Origin of the sequence: Paenibacillus sp. FSL L8-0494 (genome assembly GCF_038003695.1) — a bacterium.
In the GTDB taxonomy this organism is placed as follows: Bacteria; Bacillota; Bacilli; order Paenibacillales; family Paenibacillaceae; genus Paenibacillus_AQ; species Paenibacillus_AQ odorifer.
Map to the genome: position 1 here is coordinate 6,737,231 of NZ_JBBOPQ010000001.1, position 20,832 is coordinate 6,758,062.

At 42.0% G+C, this 20,832-nt stretch carries 21 protein-coding genes and 1 pseudogene; 6 read left to right on the plus strand and 16 right to left on the minus strand.

What is annotated here, in order from left to right:
- Positions 1-77 precede the first annotated feature (77 nt).
- From NYE35_RS30370 to NYE35_RS30385, 4 genes are all read right to left on the minus strand, one after another.
- On the minus strand, positions 78-842 hold the full coding sequence (locus tag NYE35_RS30370; protein ID WP_076099757.1) for a polysaccharide deacetylase family protein: 765 nt from the start codon (positions 840-842) through the stop codon (positions 78-80).
- On the minus strand, positions 842-1,447 hold the full coding sequence (locus tag NYE35_RS30375) for a YkoP family protein (protein WP_038573845.1): 606 nt from the start codon (positions 1,445-1,447) through the stop codon (positions 842-844). Before NYE35_RS30375 ends, NYE35_RS30370 begins: the two co-directional genes overlap by 1 nt.
- Before the next feature lie 23 nt (positions 1,448-1,470).
- A complete protein-coding gene (locus NYE35_RS30380; RefSeq protein ID WP_036682302.1) occupies positions 1,471-2,067 on the minus strand; it encodes a sensor domain-containing protein in 597 nt (198 codons plus the stop codon).
- 189 nt (positions 2,068-2,256) lie between these two features.
- Positions 2,257-4,047 (minus strand): helix-turn-helix transcriptional regulator, encoded by a 1,791-nt coding sequence (locus tag NYE35_RS30385; protein WP_076099758.1) that lies wholly within the window; start codon positions 4,045-4,047, stop codon positions 2,257-2,259.
- A 281-nt stretch (positions 4,048-4,328) separates the two neighbouring features.
- Here NYE35_RS30385 and NYE35_RS30390 point away from each other — a divergent pair, with 281 nt between their 5' ends.
- The 3 genes from NYE35_RS30390 (at position 4,329) to NYE35_RS30400 (ending at position 7,113) form a co-directional block, all read left to right on the plus strand.
- A complete protein-coding gene (locus tag NYE35_RS30390; RefSeq protein WP_036682305.1) occupies positions 4,329-4,937 on the plus strand; it encodes a LysE/ArgO family amino acid transporter in 609 nt (202 codons plus the stop codon).
- 166 nt (positions 4,938-5,103) lie between these two features.
- Positions 5,104-6,087, plus strand: a complete 984-nt coding sequence (gene guaC, locus NYE35_RS30395) for a GMP reductase (RefSeq protein ID WP_036682307.1) — start codon at positions 5,104-5,106, stop codon at positions 6,085-6,087.
- A 135-nt stretch (positions 6,088-6,222) separates the two neighbouring features.
- Entirely contained in the window at positions 6,223-7,113 is an 891-nt protein-coding gene (locus NYE35_RS30400) for a diacylglycerol/lipid kinase family protein (protein ID WP_036682309.1), read from the plus strand.
- Positions 7,114-7,219: 106 nt separating this feature from the next.
- Here NYE35_RS30400 and NYE35_RS30405 read toward each other — a convergent pair whose 3' ends face one another.
- The 3 genes from NYE35_RS30405 to NYE35_RS30415 form a co-directional block, all read right to left on the minus strand.
- A complete protein-coding gene (locus tag NYE35_RS30405; RefSeq protein ID WP_036682310.1) occupies positions 7,220-8,401 on the minus strand; it encodes a multidrug effflux MFS transporter in 1,182 nt (393 codons plus the stop codon).
- A 272-nt stretch (positions 8,402-8,673) separates the two neighbouring features.
- Positions 8,674-9,210 (minus strand): DUF2798 domain-containing protein, encoded by a 537-nt coding sequence (locus NYE35_RS30410; protein ID WP_036682312.1) that lies wholly within the window; start codon positions 9,208-9,210, stop codon positions 8,674-8,676.
- Positions 9,207-9,773 (minus strand): TetR/AcrR family transcriptional regulator, encoded by a 567-nt coding sequence (locus NYE35_RS30415; protein WP_036682313.1) that lies wholly within the window; start codon positions 9,771-9,773, stop codon positions 9,207-9,209. The genes NYE35_RS30410 and NYE35_RS30415 overlap by 4 nt, the downstream gene beginning before the upstream one ends.
- Positions 9,774-10,187: 414 nt before the next feature.
- Here NYE35_RS30415 and NYE35_RS30420 point away from each other — a divergent pair, with 414 nt between their 5' ends.
- Complete coding sequence (locus NYE35_RS30420) at positions 10,188-10,589, plus strand: RidA family protein (protein WP_036682315.1); 402 nt, start codon at positions 10,188-10,190, stop codon at positions 10,587-10,589.
- A 137-nt stretch (positions 10,590-10,726) separates the two neighbouring features.
- On the opposite strand, the gene NYE35_RS30425 is transcribed toward NYE35_RS30420, so the two are convergent.
- Entirely contained in the window at positions 10,727-12,139 is a 1,413-nt protein-coding gene (locus NYE35_RS30425) for an alanine/glycine:cation symporter family protein (protein ID WP_036682317.1), read from the minus strand.
- Positions 12,140-12,588: 449 nt separating this feature from the next.
- Positions 12,589-13,176 (minus strand): NAD(P)H-dependent oxidoreductase, encoded by a 588-nt coding sequence (locus tag NYE35_RS30430; protein ID WP_036682318.1) that lies wholly within the window; start codon positions 13,174-13,176, stop codon positions 12,589-12,591.
- A gap of 121 nt (positions 13,177-13,297) precedes the next feature.
- Between NYE35_RS30430 and NYE35_RS30435 the strand changes: the two genes are divergently transcribed.
- Positions 13,298-13,735 carry a MarR family winged helix-turn-helix transcriptional regulator gene (locus NYE35_RS30435; RefSeq protein WP_036682320.1) on the plus strand — a complete coding sequence of 146 codons (438 nt, stop codon included), beginning with the start codon at positions 13,298-13,300 and terminating at the stop codon, positions 13,733-13,735.
- A 447-nt stretch (positions 13,736-14,182) separates the two neighbouring features.
- Here the strand turns inward: NYE35_RS30435 and NYE35_RS30440 are convergent, their stop codons facing one another.
- The 7 genes and pseudogenes from NYE35_RS30440 to NYE35_RS30470 all read right to left on the minus strand — a co-directional run bounded on the left by NYE35_RS30440 (position 14,183) and on the right by NYE35_RS30470 (position 19,901).
- On the minus strand, positions 14,183-15,064 hold the full coding sequence (locus tag NYE35_RS30440) for an SMI1/KNR4 family protein (protein ID WP_036682322.1): 882 nt from the start codon (positions 15,062-15,064) through the stop codon (positions 14,183-14,185).
- A gap of 222 nt (positions 15,065-15,286) precedes the next feature.
- Positions 15,287-16,204: an HPr(Ser) kinase/phosphatase gene (hprK, locus tag NYE35_RS30445; RefSeq protein WP_036682323.1), complete on the minus strand. Its 918-nt coding sequence runs from the start codon at positions 16,202-16,204 to the stop codon at positions 15,287-15,289.
- 118 nt (positions 16,205-16,322) lie between these two features.
- Entirely contained in the window at positions 16,323-17,399 is a 1,077-nt protein-coding gene (locus tag NYE35_RS30450) for an ankyrin repeat domain-containing protein (RefSeq protein WP_036682325.1), read from the minus strand.
- A gap of 248 nt (positions 17,400-17,647) precedes the next feature.
- A complete protein-coding gene (locus NYE35_RS30455) occupies positions 17,648-17,884 on the minus strand; it encodes a YiaA/YiaB family inner membrane protein (RefSeq protein ID WP_305953524.1) in 237 nt (78 codons plus the stop codon).
- 57 nt (positions 17,885-17,941) lie between these two features.
- Positions 17,942-18,124, minus strand: a pseudogene (locus tag NYE35_RS30460) (YiaA/YiaB family inner membrane protein); the annotation flags it as partial.
- 229 nt (positions 18,125-18,353) lie between these two features.
- The gene (locus tag NYE35_RS30465) at positions 18,354-18,638 is read right to left on the minus strand and encodes an alpha/beta-type small acid-soluble spore protein (RefSeq protein WP_036682328.1); all 285 of its coding nucleotides are present in this window, start codon (positions 18,636-18,638) and stop codon (positions 18,354-18,356) included.
- Between the two features lie 75 nt (positions 18,639-18,713).
- Positions 18,714-19,901 (minus strand): MFS transporter, encoded by a 1,188-nt coding sequence (locus NYE35_RS30470; protein ID WP_051491242.1) that lies wholly within the window; start codon positions 19,899-19,901, stop codon positions 18,714-18,716.
- A 293-nt stretch (positions 19,902-20,194) separates the two neighbouring features.
- On the opposite strand from NYE35_RS30470, the gene NYE35_RS30475 reads away from it, so the two are divergent.
- Positions 20,195-20,776, plus strand: coding sequence for a TetR/AcrR family transcriptional regulator (locus tag NYE35_RS30475; RefSeq protein WP_036682330.1), 582 nt, complete (start codon positions 20,195-20,197; stop codon positions 20,774-20,776).
- The last annotated feature ends 56 nt before the right edge of the window (positions 20,777-20,832 follow it).

Genomic DNA, 20,832 nt, shown 5'->3' on the forward strand with positions numbered 1-20,832 from the left:
ATATAGGAACGGACCGCTTTACTCTAAATGTTACCATAGCCCTTGCCATATAAAAAATGATTGAGAAATTTCAATAGCTACAGATCAATCTGCCCCCGATGTTTGACTCTGGATCTAGCTTCTCTACTATGACTAACTTCCTTGTTCAGCAGTTCATCCATCCGAAGACACTTCAGACCCTTTTTATCCATTTCTTTTAAGACTTCTTCTAATCCAGTGATCATATTCAAGGGCGCTTCTTCATCTGCCCACGGTGTATCTCCGCTGTCGTGTAGAACGATGATTGAGCCTGGTTTTATTTTTTTTATTAAGGCATCCTTTAATTGTTCTGCACTCAGTGACGCTTTCCAATCTCCGACCATGACAGACCACAATACGATTCGATAAGATTCTCTTAGCAAAAAGAAATCCCCTAAATTAAGAAGCCCCCAAGGTGGGCGGTAAAAGATAGGCCGCTCTCCTGTAATTCGCTCAACAATGTCTGCTGTGCGATCTACTTGCTTCCGTCTATTGGTCCAGGGGAAGTGGATCCAGTTGGGTGTATGAGTATAATTATGAATGCCGATTTGGTGTCCTTCTCTGTGCATACGCTCGATCAATTCCGGATATTGCTTTGCCTTTTTGCCTAATACGAAGAAGGTCGCCTTTATGCCATGCTCTTTTAATAGATCTAGAAGTTCAGGTGTATAACAAGGATCCGGACCGTCATCGAACGTAAAGGCAATTTCCTTCTCTGCACCTACCTCCGAGTGAACCCCCCATCCCAATATTCGGGTAAGTGCAAAAGGAACGATCATATAAAGAACAATCACATCCACTGCTAAAATTATGAAGGCCCACATTAGGAAGCCGCCTCTGTCTTACGCGGGGCAAACCGCGCTTTCAAGGACTGCTTACTAAGCACAAGCATCATGGGAGATAACTTCTCTGTGCTGTCCTCTACACGATGTTTCCCTTCCGGATGCAGCATGCGCAGTAAGAAACGAAGGTATATCCCGAACCAGTGCCGCTGCCATTTGGACTTGATGGGGCGCTGCTCAAAACCTATTCCATGAATAATCCCCCGGTGAAGCAGCGTAATCCCGGTTAGCGCATTTACTTTGCTTAGTTCCGGATTGCTGTCTAGATCACGACTGATCTCCTTCATAGCCTCGCGAAGCATGCGTGCCGTACGAATTCCGGCCCGATCTGCACCAAGCGTCCGTGTCAGCTGCACGATCTGGCGATTGTCCAAATGAAGCTCACCCACCCAATCTCCAGGAAGTATCCGTTGCCCATCTTGGCAGACCAAAATTTCTCCGTGATATTTCAACACTACCAATTTACATATCCCGTATCTACGCACGGACTGACTACGAAATTTGGTGATGACAGCAAATATGTTCTCCCACATCATCCAAAGGGATTGTGAGAATAATTTTATAAATGGAACTGAGGTTATCATCATTTTTCCTTCTTTCCTGTTTGAGTTTATCTTCTAGCAAAATCCTTCACTAAACGCCGCGTATACCTGCCGATCATCTTTACCAGACTGTTTCCGAGATAAGCACCTATCCATAGAGACACTGCACCTAACAACATGAAGAAAAGTGAGATGTTGAATGTTTTATTTTCAATCCCAAATAGCGTTATAGAGGATACATCTAATAAATACAGGATAGGTGACAACAGGAGAATAATAGGGGTCAAGTAAAAAAGAGTGGCACAAATGAGACTGACCATGCCGATGCCAAGTTGCAACATCAACCCTATAATCGCTCTCCAGTTATGATTATCCTGCAACTCCATCTTCACCTTTTCCCACAAGCTGCCTTCTTCGTGAGATCGGGTTGGTAGCGTGCGAACGGAGATATCCGTATAGACTTTAGTTCGAATTCGCTCATACTGTAAAAAAGTCTCGGTAGAACGCAAAACATAATAGAGGATCGGAATCCCCACTAAGGTGAAGGACATCGCAACTCCAAAGGTAATGCCCACCAAATAAAAACAAAAGTAAAATAGCCCTGTGGCAAAAGTAATTAATAAGAAACAGAAATTTCTCACATGTTTCCGTATCATTTGATTCATGCTTTTCTCTCCCTCTCTGCAATAAAAAATTGTTCATATCTAAGCAACTCTTATGCTAGTGCTTTTGGTGTAAAATCGACCAGTGCCATAATGTCATATGACAAAAAAAACACCCTACTGCCCACTCCCACAAGGGAAAGCAAACAATAAGGTGTTTCTCAATTTTAACTGATTTAGATTTAGTCAGCGTTAATCCGAAATGCCAAAAGCCTTCTCGACTGCCTCCTCACGGTTTCGTACCCCGAGCTTAGCATAGATGGTGGACGCGTAATTTCTCACCGTTCCATCGGACAGATATAGTTTAGCGGCAATAGATTTATAACGCATTCCCTTCGAGAGGCATTCTAGAATCTCCAGCTCACGCGAGGTCAGCCCATATTCATTATTCTTCTCCGTCGGCGACGCCTCTGAAGCTGGATGCATCTCATAGTGATCAATTAATACATTCGTAATATCGGGTGTAATCATCTTTACGCCCCGATGTACGAGACGTATTCCTTCGAACAGCTCCTGCGGCTCGGTAGACTTTAACAAGTAACCATCTGCCCCATTTTGCAGTGCCTCGACTGCCATATCTGCTTCTTGAAAAGTAGTTAGGACCAACACTCGTACCCCTGGCCACTTTTGCTTAATAAGCTTAGTCGCTTCTGCACCGTCCATGTCTGGCATATTTAAGTCCATCAGCACCACGTGAGGTTGTTCCTGCTCGCAGAGGCTTATTGCTTGTTCACCATTCTCAGCTAACCCAATAATCGCAAAATCCGGCTCCTGCTCTAGAATAATTCGCAGACTATCGCGGATATAGGGTTGATCATCCACCAGCAATAAACGAACCGTTTCCTCCTGTATCTCTTCAAGCCTTGGTAAACTGCAGGTCACTAAGGTTCCTTCCCCTGGCTTAGAGTAGAAATACACCTGTCCTTGCAAGTTGGAGGCACGCTCCTTCATCGCATTCACACCAAATCCTGCTTTTAAATCTTCAGTGCCTAATCCATTATCCTGCACATCCAGCCGAATCAACTTCTCTTCATAATGTAAGCTGATGACAATTTCAGTGGCGTGACCATGACGTGCAGCGTTGGTTATCGACTCCTGCAAACATCTGTATAGTGCCATTTGGGCCTGCTTAGATACTGTATACGGCTCTCCGAATGTTCTTAAGCGAATCTTAACCTTGGAGAAGGTCTGGAAGTCATCCACTAATTTCTGTAGGGACTGCATAAGCGTCAATGCATCCTCCGAAGCGCCCACATGGTGCAAATATCGCCGAACATCATCCAAGCCATTGCGGGTTAGCTTTAACAAGGCATCTATTTTGTGCTCTCCTTCAGAGGTGTTCACCTCCGAACGTAAAGTCTCTAGCCCCATAATAATTGAAGTATAAGAATGCCCCACCGTATCATGCAGATCTTTGGATAAACGATCTCGTTCTTCCAGAAGTGTCATACGTTCAACTTGCGAGATATACTGCTCTAAAACAGCATTTTGCTCCTTAATAATTCTACCCTGCTTGTGATTCACCACTAGTAAATGAAAAGCGAACCCAAGCGTATACACTAAACCCATGTTAAAAATCATTGATACAGCATCCATTTGTTGTGACAATCTAGATAACATAATTGGAATCAAAATGACCGTGATCGGAGCTGTCCAACGATAGGACTTCTCTGCACTATTGCTGGCAATCATAAAAGCGATAGGCAGAAAAGTTACGTATGATTCAGGAAACAAAGCAGCCAAATATAAGCAAAGTCCACCCGAAAAGAGGATCTCCGCCATCAGATAATACTTGTAGTGCAGCTGCAAACAAAACCAAGGCACAGAAAAAGAGACCACGCCCCAAACAAACGCGATCCAGAACGGAATCGTAAAATCCTCCGAAAGATAACACATGGTGACCAAAAAAGAAGTAGAAAAACAAATCCGAAACAGGAGGACGAGCCAATCGTACCAGAACCACTGTTTGACCAGATTAAACAAGACATTTCCCCCTATATACTCTGCTGACTTAATCTTTATTATAGTGTAACCCCTTAAGGGCTCACTAGTTACAAAAAGTCATGAGTTGAGATGACATTTTTACTAATGGTGTAATTAGTGTAATTGATCATTCAATGTCCCTCTGAATAAGCAGCTTTTTAAATCAAAACACAGACTGTATGATAGTACATATTATTTATCCATAAAATTGTAGTAGACCAATCAAACCAATAGGTCCGTAAATTTCATAACGTATGACCAGTATCGGGGGAATAATAACTATGTTAGCCGCACTACTTCATGGCATTGCACTAGCCTTTGGATTAATTCTTCCACTTGGCGCACAAAATGTCTTTGTATTTAACCAAGGGGCCTCGCAGCCACATTTTAAAAAAGCCATTCCCGTTATTGTTACAGCCGCTTTATGCGATACCCTGCTTATTTTATTAGCCGTATTAGGTGTTTCAGTCCTTGTGTTTGCCATCCCCGTTCTGCAGACCGCTTTATTTGCTGTAGGACTTTTATTTCTTTTGTATATGGGATGGTCTATCTGGAAAAGTACACCGGCATCGTCAGCGCAAGACGCAACCCCTTTATCCTCCAAAAAACAAATCCTGTTCGCGCTGTCCGTTTCTTTATTAAATCCACATGCGATTTTGGATACTATTGGCGTTATCGGCACTAGCTCGCTTAGTTACACAGGTGTAGACAAAGTTGTATTTGCTGGCGCGACTATCCTAGTGTCATGGATTTGGTTCTTTGGGCTGGCTGTAGCCGGAAAAACCGTAGGACAAATCGACTCAAGTGGCAAAATCATGCGGATCATTAATAAGATCTCCGCGATCATTATCTGGACCGTTGCTGCTTATATTGCCTTCAAGCTTTTTTAAATGGAGGGAAAAGAATGCCGTACACGAATTTGCCGTATAATTATGTCCAATTTACACCATAATGTACTAGAATTTTGACTTACGGCGCAGAATGAGGTACATTACAATTTGGACGAACAATTAACAAACCAAAATACTATAATGTTCGCATTTAGAGGTGTAAATTATGAAAGAAGTATTCGATTATGAAGATATTCAATTAATTCCTGCAAAATGTATCGTAAACAGCCGTTCGGAGTGTGATACATCAGTCACCCTCGGTGGGCATAAATTTAGATTGCCGGTGGTACCTGCCAACATGCAAACCATCATTGATGAGAAGATCGCTATCTCCTTGGCGCAAAATGGCTATTTCTACATTATGCATCGTTTTGAACCGGAGAAACGTACGTCTTTCATCAAAGACATGCACTCCCGTGAATTAATCGCATCCATCAGCGTCGGAGTTAAAGAAGAAGAGTATGATTTCGTCGAACAATTATCCAAAGAACAGCTGGTTCCGGAATTCATTACAATTGACATTGCACATGGCCATTCCGAAGCAGTCATTCGGATGATCAAACATATTAAACAATACCTGCCTGCTAGTTTTGTTATTGCAGGAAATGTAGGAACACCTGAAGGCGTTAGAGAATTAGAAAACGCTGGGGCTGATGCTACTAAAGTTGGGATTGGACCAGGGAAGGTATGTATCACTAAGATCAAAACTGGATTCGGTACAGGCGGCTGGCAGTTAGCTGCGCTACGCTTGTGTGCCAAGGCTGCAAGCAAGCCTATTATTGCCGATGGAGGCATTCGCACACACGGTGATATTGCTAAATCCGTACGATTTGGCGCTTCTATGGTCATGATTGGTTCACTATTTGCTGGTCATGAAGAATCTCCGGGTGAAACCATCGAAATCGCTGGGAAGCTCTATAAAGAATACTTTGGCTCCGCTTCAGAATACCAAAAAGGTGAAAAGAAGAACGTCGAAGGTAAGAAAATTGCGGTTGAGCATAAGGGGGCTTTAGCAGAAACCCTAAGAGAAATGGAGCAGGATCTTCAATCCTCCATCTCTTATGCAGGTGGCAATAAATTAGAGGCTATCCGTAATGTGGATTACGTTATCGTTAAGAACTCCATTTTTAATGGAGATAAAGTCTATTAATTGAATACACAGGTGGGCAGGATGACTTAGGTCAATCTTGCTCACCTTTTTTTATGAGAACGAGTTCCGCTGGCCTACTTTGGGGTAATGGTAAGAATAAACTTCTATTAGATCACAATAGAGAGGATTATCCTTATGCGGCAAGCTATGATTATTATTAACCCCTCATCCGGTAAAGAGGAAGCCAGCCAATATGTCAGATACGCAACAAGAGTCCTAAGTGACAAAGACTACTCCGTTACGATCAACGAGACGGCAAAAGAACTAGACGCCACTCGTTATTCCATCACTGCTTGTGAGGAAGGTTATGACCTGGTTGTCTCTATCGGCGGGGATGGCACGCTTCACGAGACCATTAATGGTCTTATCGATCAGGAACACCACCCAATATTAGGTGTGGTTCCTTTAGGAACGGCTAATGATTTCGCCCGTGCATTACAAATTCCACTGAATCCCGAAATAGCCATTCAAACCCTTGCCTCCTCTAACCTAAAAAACGTAGATATCGGTCGCTTAAATGACCGCCTATTCGGCAACGTTGTTGCTGTAGGTTCAATTGCCGGATCATTATCCTCTGTATCCTCCGAAGATAAAACCAAACTCGGCTCATTGGCATACTTGAAAGAAGGTCTTAAACAACTTACAAGCCCTACAGCCCACCCCCTTGTCATTCACCATGATGAACAAATATGGCAAGGAGACTCCTTACTCTTTCTCGCCGTATTAACCAACTCAGTCGGCGGGTTCGAGAATCTAATACCGGATGCTGCGGTTGACGACGGTCTGCTTCATTGTTTTATTATTTTGGACCTCAGTATATTCAATACCATTACAGCCAGTATATCTTTACTGCTGGGTACCCTCAAAGATCATAAAGACGTTGTCTATTTCACAGCCCACAATGTAAGTGTAAGCTCTCCAGAAACCGTAAGAACCAATGTAGATGGCGAAGAAGGTCCAACTTTGCCTATTACACTAAGTGTTCTCCCTCGTCATATCCAAGTCATTGTGCCAGAAGTGGACTAACAAACAAAAAGCAGTCCGGAACTCAAAAAGTTCCAGACTGCTGCCCTTAATTTATGGACGCCCCGATCCATATCTTCCTACTAATCAAATGACTAAGAAGTTATTTCTATTCCACTACAATAAATTTTTTGCCTAATAACCACATTCCGCCGCTAATCCCCAAGAAATAAATAGGCATCGTCAGTAATGAACCATTATGAAGAGCGCTCATTCCCCACGTCGCCAAGCTAACAAGCAAATAATAGCCCAAGCTAAATATTGCGCCTGCTGTTCCTACAACATCCTGAAATTGAACAAGAGCAAGACTTAGACAATTAGGTAAAGCAATCCCTGCACCCATTAATAGGACAAACAGCGCTATTAGAATACATACGATCACTATCATGTCCGGCAGCGAGTCAAGACTGCTTGCGATTGTTAATAGCAAGGCTCCGCCCGCCATTACTAGACAGCCGATATGGATTATTTTTTCTGGGGCATAGAGGGTTAATAACCTTTTGGAGATCATTGCTCCTACAATCGACGCCAAAGCCACAATAATGCCGAGAAAACCATAGACTCCTGGCGAAATCTGAAAGTGTTCAATAAATATAAAAGGAGCTTCAGCATAATAGCTGAATAAGATTCCGTTAATGCCTCCAATTAGTAATCCAAACACCAATACACGTGGCAATGCGAGCATTTTTTTGACTATAGGCAGAATAGCCACCTTTTTTCTCATGGAAACATCAGTGGTTTCTGGCAGCTTCCAAAAAGCATACATAAATAACAACACACTCATCATCACTAATGTAAAGAAAACCGCTCGAAAACCAAAAGCTTGATCCACCCATCCGCCAATTAACGGACCTACTGCGGGAGTAAAAGCAATGACCGCCGAGATTTGGGCAAACATAACATGCCGTTTATTCCCGGAGACACTCTCACGAAGAATGGTTTGGGTAATAATCGAACCTGTTGCTGCTCCAAACGCTTGTATAAACCGGCTGACTAACAGCAGATGAATGGATTCTGAGTAAAAACACATCAGGCTTCCCATACCGTATACAAGAAGTCCAGCCAGCATGGAAGATCTCCGCCCGATGAAGTCAGACAACCAACCCCAGCTAAAAACACCTAAAGCAAATCCAATAAAATATATACTTAACGTTAACTGTACAGAACTATTGGTGGCCCCAAGTGCTACTGCGATATCCGGTAACGATGGGGTGTAAATCGTCTCACTAATTTGCGGAAAAGCCACAAGAACAATCATTAAAAGTAACGATGGTGCTGCATATTTTTTCATCTTATTTTCGCCCTCCTACAAGCTTATATCCTCGAACAACTACAAGAATATGAGCCTAGCTAGGGAAATGGGGGCATCATTATGGCAAGACGACTATAGATCATCATGTCAGAAAATCACCTTTCATTGTTATGCTTTCATTGTTATATAGGAGGGCTTACCCGAAAGATATCGGGCAAAGATTTGAGTTTCAATTATTCAACCAAAACATCATTATACACGGTAATAGAAAAGCTCTCAAACGAATCGCTTCGCCTGAGAGCTTATTTATGTTAGGAATTTTGTTCTGATAATCCATGTATAGTTACGCCAACAGCGCTGGATTTCTTTTTGTCCTGAGAAGCATGTAGCTTTACCATCACAAATCTTGCAAACGGCTGTATTAATATACTTTCAGCGAACAGTGCAATCAGGAAATTTCTTGGCCAATTGGCTAAGAAGTGATTAAACGTTTGAGAACTCAACCCGTTTCCGATAATGTCTCCAATAAACGTCATACAAAATGACATCCCTAGTACGGTGAACAAGATACGGAATAGGATTTTGGCGTTGAAGCTATCTGTGGGTTGTGTGAATGTAGCTGTCAGCTTTTCGGCAATACGGCCAATAACAACAGGCTCAATAATCATGACAATTACCCAAATGATCGGAAACACCTTAAGAATCGTTAAGGCAACCTCACCATTAAATTCTCCAACCCCTAAAATGATATTTATTGAAGACATAAACAGTACCGTCAGTGTACAAATGATTGCACCATATAATGCCCCCTCCTTACCGTTTCTTGGTAATCTTGCTTCTTGATTCATGATGTTCTTCCTTTCAATATTGTCGGTAATAGTTTGGCGATAGTTTTTAAGGGAGTTGTAGATTTTTGCGTTAGGCACAACATCATCGCCCCTTCAATCGAAGCCGTCATCCACAAAGCCATATCGGAGGCTGATTCCTGCGAATAACCTTCAGTTACAAGCTTATCGCAGTAAATTCGTTCCATGTTCTCATAGAGCAAGCTACATGCCTGGCGAACAGGTTCACTCACCGTAGCCATCTCACTGACAATACTGCTAAAGGTATATCCGGTAATCGTGCCCTCAGTTTCTAAGTTGTGAACTAACTTGTCAATCATGGATTGTGTAGCTTCTAACGTCGATGGATGCTTTTTAAAAATATCCTCAATATCTATCGTAATTGCTTCATTTAAGCCCTTTAAACAAGCAATTAATAGTTCTTCTTTTCCATTTGGAAAATGATGATAAAGCGCTCCTTTGGTCACATTACAGGCTTTTAAAATTTCACTCACGCCTACATTTTTATATCCTTTTTGCTGAAAAAGAAGTGTCGCCGTCTCAATCATTAGCGATTTTGTATCCACAATAACGTACTCCCCCTAACATACCAACCGGTCTGTTTGTTATTATAACAATATAAAAATGATTAATGTAAGTCTTTTTTGCTTTTTTTTCAAAAAATATTTCATTATTTTCATTTATAACAGCAAAAAAAGCTTAGAAAATTGTGTCGAAAGTGGAATTGTTGCAGTATCACTTGGATTAATGATATCATTCTGAGGAAACTTATCTTACTTTAAATATGAAGGAGGAATACCCGGTGAAAAAGAGATCGCTAAAATATCTATCTTTTGGTATTGGGTATTCTACTGCTGTTTTTTTCTAGAATTAATTATTGATAGGATAGGTCTGTCAAAAATTAAAAGAAACTAAAAAACAGCGGAGATATATAACTTAGATATCGGTATGTAGCTTCTATTTAAAGGAGAATTCACAAAATGAACTTAAATAATAATGTTATTACAAGATATAATCCAGAGAATATTGCTAAACCGGTTGGTAACTATAGTCATGTAACAAAAATAAGTAGAAATGCTGAAATGTATGTATTTTCTGGCCAAATTGGAATCGATCAAAACAATCATATCCCTACAGATTTTAACCAACAGGTAACAAATACGATGAGTAATATTGTTGAAGTCCTTTCTTCTCAAAGGCTAACACCTGATAATGTAATCAAAATCAACATTTGGGCTACGGAAGAAATCGATTGGAACCATTTCTATGAAATTTGGAATAAAGTATTCGGCATGACACCTCCTTCAATGACAATTGCTTATATTAAAGGATTAGGGTTACCTGAATTAAAAATTGAGTTAGATGTATGGGCTGCTGGTTAAACCCTAAATCAAGAGGGAGTAATTTAATTTTCTGTACACCAAACGAGCCTTAGAAGCGATTCTAAAGGCTCGTTTTTCTAACTACCCCTTTATACCAAAAAGGGCTCAGTTTCCTGAGCCCTCAAATACTTACCCTACTATGTTTTTATATCTGAAGAATTGTCCCAACATTCCACGTTCTCCAAACCCTCTATGCTATCTTTATAAAAGACAGGGTCCTTGCCTGCACGCTTCTGGCGCTTATAATCCTGCAGGGCGGCAAAGGCCACCTTAGATAATAGAAGAATAGCGATCAAATTCACGATGACCATGAAGCCCATAAATAAATCAGCCAAATCCCATACCAATTGAACCTTAGCTACGGAGCCAAAAATAATCATCGCCAAGACGCTGTATCTATAGAATAGTAATACTTTTTTATTGGAGTTCAAGAATTCTATATTGGTCTCACCATAATAATAATTTCCGATTAACGTACTGAAAGCAAACAACAAAATCATGATCGCTAGGGATCCAGAGGCCCACGAACCAATATGTTCGCTTAATGCCGCTTGTGTCAGCTTAATTCCATCCAGCCCTGGCTGTTTATACGCATCAGATAACAAGATAATAAAAGCAGTACTCGAACAAATAAGTAACGTGTCTGTAAGTACACCCAGCGCTTGCATCAGCCCTTGTTTCACCGGATGACTAGTTGTTGCAGTTGCCGCAGCATTTGGAGCACTACCCATCCCCGCTTCGTTGGAGAATAGTCCTCTTTTCACCCCTTGCAGAATGACTGCCCCAAAAGATCCCCCCGCGATTTGTTCAAATCCAAAAGCACTTTTCACAATAAGCGCCAGAATCGCCGGTATTTCCGTAATATTAATTAACATAATAATAACAGCGGCCCCAATATAGATCCCTGCCATTACCACTACAATATATTCGGACATTCTAGCAATACGTTTAACCCCACCAAAGATAACAGCCGCAAAAGCAGCAGCGACTACAAGTCCAAGAATCACCCGATTAGTGCCAAATGAATTCTCAAAGGCCACTGTAATCGTATTGGATTGAACTGCATTAAATACAAGACCAAAGGATAACGTGATCAAAACCGCAAATACCGCGCCCATCCAGCGTTTTTTCAGGCCTTGCTCCATATAATAGGCGGGACCACCACGAAATCCAGTCTTGTCCTTCACTTTATACACCTGTGCCAGAGTACTTTCAATAAATCCGGACGCTGATCCAATAATAGCTATGACCCACATCCAAAAAACAGCTCCTGGTCCACCTATTGCGATAGCAATTGCGATCCCTGTAATATTCCCTGTCCCAACCCTTGCTGCCATACTGATACAGAAAGCCTGAAACGACGAAATGGAATCTTTTGACCTTTCATTGGACTCTTTAAGGACCCTAAACATTTCTTTAAACATGCCAAACTGAACAAACTTCGATCGAATGGTGAAATAAATTCCACAAACAATAAGCAGAACCACCAAAATTTTCGACCAAAGAAAGTCATTTGTTGCGCTAATCATACTGTCTAACATTTGTTGCATGTGAATCCGCCTCTCCATTGTGTCGATACCCAGTTGCTGAACCTTAAGTTACATAGTATTTTCAAATATAACAGCCCTTATTTCAAAAGCCAACAAAAAAAATTAGCCAGCAACACCATACCTTACACCGGTGTGAGAGCTATTTCTCCATCTTCATCTGAGCCACAAGCTGCTTTAGAATAATATAGGCTTTTTTTACATTAATTATATTTAATCACATACGAGTTGTATATAATTAAGGCTTTCACAATTAATAGTAAATAAGGAGGCTGAATAAAAAAAGCAGCCGGTGGAAGAAATGTATGACTACAATGTATGCGCGTATTTATATCGTGGAGAACATTTGGTTTGATCCCACCGTTGTTTTGAACCATCCAACTATGGGATCGCTTGAGACATCCACTTCCAGTGTTATCTTGAATAATCATAGAGCAGATATTTTCGAGGTATTAATTAGCCACAGCTTTAAAATATTGGTACACCTGATTTAACTTCTTATCATGTTTCCCTTTCGGACTCTCCATATTCCCAAATTCGAAAAACTTCACTTTCTTGATGCCACAATATTGAAATAATGCTTTTCTCATCAGCACTTTATGGGAATTATTCAGCCAATATAAAGGATAGAGGGTCGGCCCCTTCATGCTGGAAATGCAAACCACTGACTTTCCTTTCAGCAGCCCTTCGGGGATGAGGCCACCCTTTTCTCTGTAAGCGAAATTAGAAGCAAACATTTGGTCAATATAACCGAGCAACATCGCGGGGGGACGTCCCCACCAGATTGGATACACAAACACAATTTTATCGGCCTGACGAATCTGCTCCCGATACTTCTCGAGCTTGGGATCAATATGCATGTCTCTTCTACGTTTATTTTCATTAAAGACCAGCACAGGATCAAATTGCTCTTCGTAAAGATCAAGGACCTCTATCTTCGTGATCTTTTGATTCTCATTACTTCCCTGAATGACTTTATTGAAAAAAGCATAACTTAAACTTTTATGATTCGGATGTGTATAGATGACCAAAACGTTCATTGCTCCACCTCTTTAATTATCATTTGATAACAAAATGGTATCACAACCGTTATTTAGTTGTCAAATGATAATTGTATTATGATAATTATTTTGTTAAGGTTTACAATAAGAGGTGATCCTTATGGACAAACAAGCGTTTTTTCAGAAAATTGTTACCTTTACGACAGCAGTCCATGAAGTAACATTTGACTTTACCAAAGATGTTAGACCGGAAGGCATTACGCCCGTTCAATATAGTATTCTGGAATATATTGCGGTTAGCCAGCCTGTTACCCTCAGCCAAATCAGTGATTGTAAGAATATCTCTATGCCGAATACCAGCCGTGAGCTCAAGAAATTAACAGAAAAAAACCTGTGTGAGAAGCTTGATGTCGCCGAGGACCGGCGTAAGCAAATGATTCGGTTGTCTGATGCTGGACAAGCGATGATGAACGAGGCTTTTGAACGGATCGGTGAACGTTTTCTGAACCGGATTAAAGAGGTTCTCCCAGAGGAATTAGCCGAGATTAACCATGCCCTCGATATCCTGCAATCTAAGGTGTTTAGCACCCAGCAATGATCCGAGAAAAAGACAGCAGAGCAGCGGTTCCCCATTAATGGGGGCACCGCTGCTCTGTGTTTTGGGTCGTTGGTTAGCTGACTCAAGACCGATTATTGGCTAGTAAAACCCAACGACTTCGAATCAGCCCCACCTTCAGCTAAATCGCCGAATCGCATTCGTCCACTGAGGCTTTCGGACCCAGATGACGTTATTGGCATATTTTTAGCCTTTTGTGCGTAGTTTCGGACTCCAGCGACGCTATTCCTATGAATCGGGTTCATATTGGGTGTTTTTTATGCCAATAGCTGCTATGCGGTCCGTTGGCATTTCAAATATGCGAAAAAGCTGCATTTAAGGTCAGCTGAGTCCGAAAGACGCTCCCCTTATAATCACCTAATAGAAATAGGCACTCCTCTTAAGGAATGCCTTGATTTGATTATAAGTATTCTTAGCCAGCGAAATAGACTATTTCACCAGTCCGCTGATAAAGGTCTCAAAATTATCAGCCAAACGTGTGATTTTGTATTTGTTATCCCGATCTACATGAATAACCTCAGGTTCGCCATCATTCCCGAATTCGCGGTAATCCAGCATCACCACTTCATTCTCAGAAGGACAATCACAAATCACCACGCCAACTTCAGGATAACGTCCATTTTCAATCACAGTCCGGCTGCCTGAAGCTCCACACAGCGACTTATTCTTATCTCGTCCAATTCCGAGGATACCAGAAATCGTAATAAATTCTCCTGTTCCCGGAATCGGATAACGATTGTTATGAGGAATTCCCCCATTATGTAACTTCATCATATCCACATAGGAAGCAGGCAGCTTGAAGACCAGCTCTTCTTGTACTGAAGTAATCAACGCATCTGAAGGCGGATCAGAGATATATTCTGAGAACGCATACTCGCTGTCATCCCAGAAATTAGTGGTATCCAACGCTATTACAGGCTTCTTTGCAGGTTTGTTTACAGGCTTTCTCGCAGCTTTTTTAGCCAATTTACGTTTGATCCAGCCCAGAAACTCCAATGTGTCTTCATCATCAGGCTCCAGCTGATCGGCAATCGTAAACGCTTTTAAAGCTTCGTCATATCTTTTCAGATAATAATAAGAAACCCCGATACGGTAATGCCAGAGCGGGTCACCTTCACCCTCTTCTTCAATGCTCAAATACTGCTCTAAAGCCTCTTCATATTGACCGAGATTATTAAGCGCCCTGCCCAAATGACTAGTTAGAACATAATCTCTTTCCTCTTCAGGAATTTCCGCGATTGCATCCACGATTTCTTGAAATTCATCTTCCTCATGCCATTCATCCAATTTTGCCAATAACTCATCACTCATCATTAATACCTCCTATTAACGATCACTCAAAATACCTATTAGAAATTATACCATTTCTAACCTATGCCCAGCCAATAACGCATGTCCTAGCCATATCAATCAAAAGACAACTTCCCTTTTTGCTGTGAAAAACAGACCGCAGCGTTTATCTGCGGCCTGTTTTTCGTATACAGAAAACCATTTATTTATGGGTAACTATAATTGCTGCCTTCTATCTTGCCTTTACGACTGCATCCCGTTTTCGATCCTCTGCAGGAACTCTTCAGCGGCACTATAGCCAAGCTGCTTAAGGTACCAATTATTCGCAGCCGCTTCGATCAGGCCAGCCACATCGCGGCCAGGCTGAAGCTGAACTTCAATATGCGGAATTTGCACGCCAAGATAGTCTGTGAACTGGGGTTCGATTTCGAGCTCATTATTCAAGGAATTCTCCCGCCATGGTGACAACTCGATGTCGAGTACAATTCGTGTCTCTTCCTGAAAAGCTCTACGCCCGTACTGCCGTACAACATTGATTAGACCAATACTGCGCAGCGCTAGGAATTCACGGGTCGTTTCATTATGCGTGCCGAGAAGCGTCGCCGGTCCCAGCTTCTTAAGCACAACTACATCATCGGCCACAAACCGATGGCCTCTCCTAATGAGCGTGTGTGCGGTTTCGCTTTTTCCGATCCCGGACTTGCCCCTCAATAGGACCCCTATGCCGGACACGTTCACACACACTCCATGAATTGAAAGTTCAGGCGCCAGCGCCTTCACCAGATAAGTATCAATCTTTGCGATGAACTCTGACGTCGTCTCTTCCGTTCGAAGTAGTGGTATACCTTCTTGGTCGCAGAATAAAGTCAAATAAGGAATCTCCTGCTGACCCGTCGTCACAATAAAGCATGGGGGATGATACTTAACAATATTGCCAATATGTAACTTGCGTTGCTCAACGCTTAGCTTTAGCAGATAATTGATTTCTTTGCGGCCCAATACTTGTACTCGCTTCATGGGGAAAAAATCGAAGTAACCCACGAACTCCAGGCCAGGTCTATGTGTCTTTGAGCGAGTAATCTCACGGTCCATGCAGCTAGCACCCGCAAGCACTTCCAGCTTAAACGTTTCCGTAAGGCTTTGAACGGTAATCGATTTCAATGTTGTTCTCCTCCTGTGGCTACGTATTTTGAATACGTAATACGGTTACCGGGATATATTCAACGACGAATAGAATGATTCCTGCAAAAGAAATAGACAGATCAAGAGATATTAACAACTATGTTCCTTCAAGAAAATTAATAAGGTATATCTCCGGCTGCGTGAGAAATTCTGCAAAACTACATAAATCCGCGTACGTCTGATGTTCCACGTCGTTACAGCCGATCAGGCCTTTTTTCTTCGGATTCCACATAAGCAGCAGATCAGAGTAATTATCTATATCGGCTGACAGACGGAGCAGCTTTTGCCGGCCGATTTTCATTTCAATGGTATCAGTTAATGTGAAAAAGTCGATATATCTAATTTCATATTCATTTTGTGTTAGCTCAAGACGCAGATTTTTTCCAGTAAGAAAGCTAACCAATTCATCAGACAATTTATATTTTCTCAGCTCAAACTTCTTGTTCTCGATATCATGAAATTCAGCCGGCTCTAACGATTTCAAATAGTCAGCCAAAGCTGTATTCTTATTACTCACTGCAATGGTGTACGGGCGATCGCCATCTTTTTCTGCCAAGGTAACGTCTGCGCCACGTTCAATCAAAAATTGTACCATCGCTTGATTACCAATTCTCGTGGCAACTGTTAACGGAGTCGCTTGATAAGGATAGACCATATCGGATTTGTTGTAATTAATGTCCACCCCATGATCCAGTAAATAAGTAACGGTCTTAAGGTCATGATCTGACACCGCTTTGCGTAATACGCCCCCACCATGCTGCTTAATATCTAATCCTAGCTCATGTATGAGCGGGATATTGTTTTTGTTGCCATAGTAGGCCTGCGAATATGCACCTGACTTGACCTGATTAAGCTTGTCCAGTTTAGCCCCTTGTGCTGCAATATAGCGGACGATATCTTCTTTGCAATAGCGAACCGCGAGCAAAAAAGCCGGATTATTCTTCACATTCAGATTTACACCGTGCTGTACCAGCAGCTTTATGACATCCATTCTCTCTGATATAAGCGCCAAATCTAACGGGGTTAACGTAGTATATTGGCTAAGGACGATGCCCTCTTCAATATCCCAGCCTGCTCTAATGGCAGCCTCTAATTCCGGAATGTTTCCATTGTAAATATGCATGGCCATTTGCGGCAGTTCCTGGAACTTCCCTATATCCTTCAGACGGATCATCCATTATCCACTCCTACTTCAAGTATTATGAAGAGTATAGAGAACCGTATAGTAAAAAACAATCCAAACTAAGGATGTTGTTCTAACAAATAGTCCTCATAATATTTAGATCGGCAAGATTATTGCTGCTATTCAAAAAAATAAAAAGAAGCTCCGTTAATACACGAAGCTCCTGTTTACAATTTATGATGGTAAGTAAAGTTGAAGCAGCTTGCTGTTGGCAGCGAGAAAGCTGGCTATATCCCTCTTTATCCTTGGATGTCCCGTCTCGCCTCTTGCTCGGCAAGAATCTCGTTATCTTCCGCGTTATCCCGCGTCACTTTCTGAACGCCAATAGCGCTATAAGAAATCAAGAGAATAACAGCTATGTAATACCCCTTTACATTTAATTCAAATGGAGCATTGTAAAGGCCAATAAAAAACATCGCATACCCGATAATCAAACCCACAAAAGCCATAATTGTGAAGGCCCCTGTGTTTCTCATCCTGTGTTTAGGGTTATCCAAACGAAATTCTTTATCCTCTGTATTGTCCCTGACCACCTTTTGCACAACGATACAGGAAATCGTAATTAACACCATACAGAGCAAATAATACCCTTTTACGTTTAGCTCCCAAGTGTCGTTGTACACTCCCAAACAGAATAGAAAAAGTCCTGCCCCCAATGCAAAATACGATGCCCCCGTAAAAGCAGCCGTGTTGCGTTTGCGATATCTCTGATTCATCTGATAATTCCTCTCCCACTACAGACTTGAATGATGATATATCCTTCTCCACTATACCGTGGAACATCGGTAAAATTCTACCATGAATCAGGTTGTTTTAGGGAATTTCAGGAATTTTTTTACTATACAAATATAAAATAACGCAAACACCGAAAGGACGGTCTCAGTTCCATACAATATAGGACAAAAACCGCCTCCCGCGATCTCAGCAACATATATTAGAAAAATGCTACTGCCTTTCCTGGTCCACCAATTGCTGCTGTGCGAGACGAATCATTTCGCGGACCATCGATCCACCAATTTTACCGCCGATCTGGCCCACCGATTCTGTGCTCAAATGACCATTTTGACCGTGCTCCAAAGGGACACCCAGTTCTTTTGCAACTTCGTATTTCACATCATCAGGCCGCTCCGGATCTACGTCATACCCCTCGCGGCGCATCACTTCCGCTTTAAAAATTTGCATTCCGCGGCTGGCTCCCGGCACTGCATATTTCCTGTTTCTTCTAGACATCCTTATCCCCTCCCAAACCTGTTTTAAATAACATGCCCGGAAACCGGAACCTCCACCCTTATTGACTTGCCCCGATTATTTCCAAGCAGGGCGCCGTTGCAACGCGGCATTCGTAGCACGCAAGGTTACAGCCCAAAATAAAAAAGCCACAGCACTAACAGAAGCTCCAAGCCAACATACCCCGTTCCAGCCATAGTGAGAATATATTTGAGTGGAAGCAATCGATCCGGTAGCACTTCCAATGGAGTAAAAAACCATATACCCTGCGGTGAGCCGACTACGTGCCTCCATGCGCAAGGTAAGTATGATACTTTGATTGGTGACATGCACCGCCTGCACAGCCAAATCAAGCAGAACAATACCAATGACCAATGCCAACAGCGACTGCTCCGTAAAACTGATAAACCACCATGAAATCAACAATAGAAGTAATGCTATGCCTGTCGTTCTCTGTCCATGACCCTGATCAGCTAGCTTTCCCGCCCGCGCAGCAGCTAATGCTCCCACAATTCCCGCCAGACCAAATGCCCCAATTGCAGTATGTGAAAGTGATAACGGCGGAGCACTGAGAGGCAAGACCACAGAAGTCCACAGAATACTGAAAGCAGTAAAAATCAGCAAAGCCAGAATAGCGCGGATACGCAATACTCTCTCTTGCACAAACAACATAAACACTGAACTAAGCAGCTGAGCGTATGACAGTGTTTTTACCTCACGTTCCACATTTGGCAACACCCTAAATAATGTACACACCATACAAAGCATTAAAGCAGCAGAAAAAAGGTATACGGAACGCCAACCTGCAAGATCTGTAAGTATTCCTGAAATGGATCGCGCAAGAAGTATTCCAATCACAATTCCACTTGTGACCATGCCTACGACTCGCCCGCGTTCGGCAGGGGCAGCCATTGTCGCCGCGAACGCAACAAGCGTCTGTGTTACAACAGCGAGTAGTCCCACTGAGGCCATACCTACGAATAGTACCGTGCTGGAAGAGGCAGTACCCACGATAATCAAAGCCACCACAGATAATAACATCTGGCCGATAATCAGGCGGCGCTGATTCAGTAAATCTCCTAGTGGCACGAGCAGTAACAGCCCCACTGCATAAAAGATCTGCGTGATAGTAATAAGAATACCAATGGTTGAATAATCAATACCAAATTCTCTCGACAAATGATCAAGCAATGGTTGTGCAAAGTAGATGTTTGCAACCGACATCCCGCAGACAACGGCAAACAAAAGTGTCATATAACGAGGCATCGAGGAAGCATGAATAGAATCAGATGGCGTATGCGTCTCTTGTGACGAAAGCTTCTCTTTAGTCCCTTGCATTTTGGACACACCCTTTCTCTGTTAAATTTAAATCGCTAACACTTTCCATACCGATCAGTATGTTATTGTGCTCAGTAAATTTATCTCACAAAACAAATGATGTCAACATAAATATTTGACGCCACCGACTTTCATTTGACAATTTATACGACTAGTTCTAGTATTATAAAATACTTTTCGGTAATCAATTATTGAAATCAAATATAAAGAGGGGTGTTATAATGGCTCGAACCCGTGAATTTGACGAGGAAAAAGTATTAGAATCAGCTATGGAGCTATTTTGGGAAAAGGGATATGAGGCTACCTCATTAAGTGATTTAACTTCCAGAATGGGCATTCAACGCCCCAGTATATACTCAGCTTTTGGAGACAAAAAAGAATTGTTCGAAGCTGCGCTACGTAAATATACGATGTCCCATGCTTCTCGTGTCCGAGCCCAACTTCAAAGCAATCCATCCGTGAAAAAAGCCTTTCGTAGTTTTTTTGAAGATGTGGTGGCGGAGGAGTATTCAGGCAGTGTGAACCGAGGATGTTTTTGCATCAATACAATGGTCGAGCTGGCACCTCATGATGAGAAATTCGAGATCCTTACAAGAGAACATCAAATGTATCTATCGGTCATATTTCAAGAAACTATTGAACGCGGTATACAATCAGGTGAGCTTAAGGGTGGTGTAAATGCGAAGGCCTTGGCACAGGCACTAATCGTATCGCTAATAGGGCTTACTGTACTCTTGAAATCTCGCCCAGAGCGATCCTTTGTTGATAACGCGATAACAATGATACTTACTTCGCTTGATTAAATTCAGAGTCTTGATTTAAGTCAATGCCCGACATAGTACTCCTAATTACAATGAAA

Coding starts and splice junctions, on each gene's coding strand:
- NYE35_RS30475 (WP_036682330.1), top strand. CDS start 20,195: ATGGCTCGAACCCGTGAATTTGACGAGGAAAAAGTATTAGAATCAGCT.
- NYE35_RS30370 (WP_076099757.1), bottom strand. CDS start 842: ATGTGGGCCTTCATAATTTTAGCAGTGGATGTGATTGTTCTTTATATG.
- NYE35_RS30410 (WP_036682312.1), bottom strand. CDS start 9,210: ATGAATCAAGAAGCAAGATTACCAAGAAACGGTAAGGAGGGGGCATTA.
- NYE35_RS30375 (WP_038573845.1), bottom strand. CDS start 1,447: ATGATGATAACCTCAGTTCCATTTATAAAATTATTCTCACAATCCCTT.
- NYE35_RS30405 (WP_036682310.1), bottom strand. CDS start 8,401: ATGAAAAAATATGCAGCACCATCGTTACTTTTAATGATTGTTCTTGTG.
- NYE35_RS30425 (WP_036682317.1), bottom strand. CDS start 12,139: ATGCAACAAATGTTAGACAGTATGATTAGCGCAACAAATGACTTTCTT.
- NYE35_RS30435 (WP_036682320.1), top strand. CDS start 13,298: ATGGACAAACAAGCGTTTTTTCAGAAAATTGTTACCTTTACGACAGCA.
- NYE35_RS30465 (WP_036682328.1), bottom strand. CDS start 18,638: ATGTCTAGAAGAAACAGGAAATATGCAGTGCCGGGAGCCAGCCGCGGA.
- NYE35_RS30430 (WP_036682318.1), bottom strand. CDS start 13,176: ATGAACGTTTTGGTCATCTATACACATCCGAATCATAAAAGTTTAAGT.
- NYE35_RS30455 (WP_305953524.1), bottom strand. CDS start 17,884: ATGAGAAACACAGGGGCCTTCACAATTATGGCTTTTGTGGGTTTGATT.
- NYE35_RS30470 (WP_051491242.1), bottom strand. CDS start 19,901: ATGCCTCGTTATATGACACTTTTGTTTGCCGTTGTCTGCGGGATGTCG.
- NYE35_RS30390 (WP_036682305.1), top strand. CDS start 4,329: ATGTTAGCCGCACTACTTCATGGCATTGCACTAGCCTTTGGATTAATT.
- NYE35_RS30450 (WP_036682325.1), bottom strand. CDS start 17,399: ATGATCCGTCTGAAGGATATAGGGAAGTTCCAGGAACTGCCGCAAATG.
- NYE35_RS30440 (WP_036682322.1), bottom strand. CDS start 15,064: ATGAGTGATGAGTTATTGGCAAAATTGGATGAATGGCATGAGGAAGAT.
- guaC (WP_036682307.1), top strand. CDS start 5,104: ATGAAAGAAGTATTCGATTATGAAGATATTCAATTAATTCCTGCAAAA.
- NYE35_RS30420 (WP_036682315.1), top strand. CDS start 10,188: ATGAACTTAAATAATAATGTTATTACAAGATATAATCCAGAGAATATT.
- NYE35_RS30380 (WP_036682302.1), bottom strand. CDS start 2,067: ATGAATCAAATGATACGGAAACATGTGAGAAATTTCTGTTTCTTATTA.
- NYE35_RS30400 (WP_036682309.1), top strand. CDS start 6,223: ATGCGGCAAGCTATGATTATTATTAACCCCTCATCCGGTAAAGAGGAA.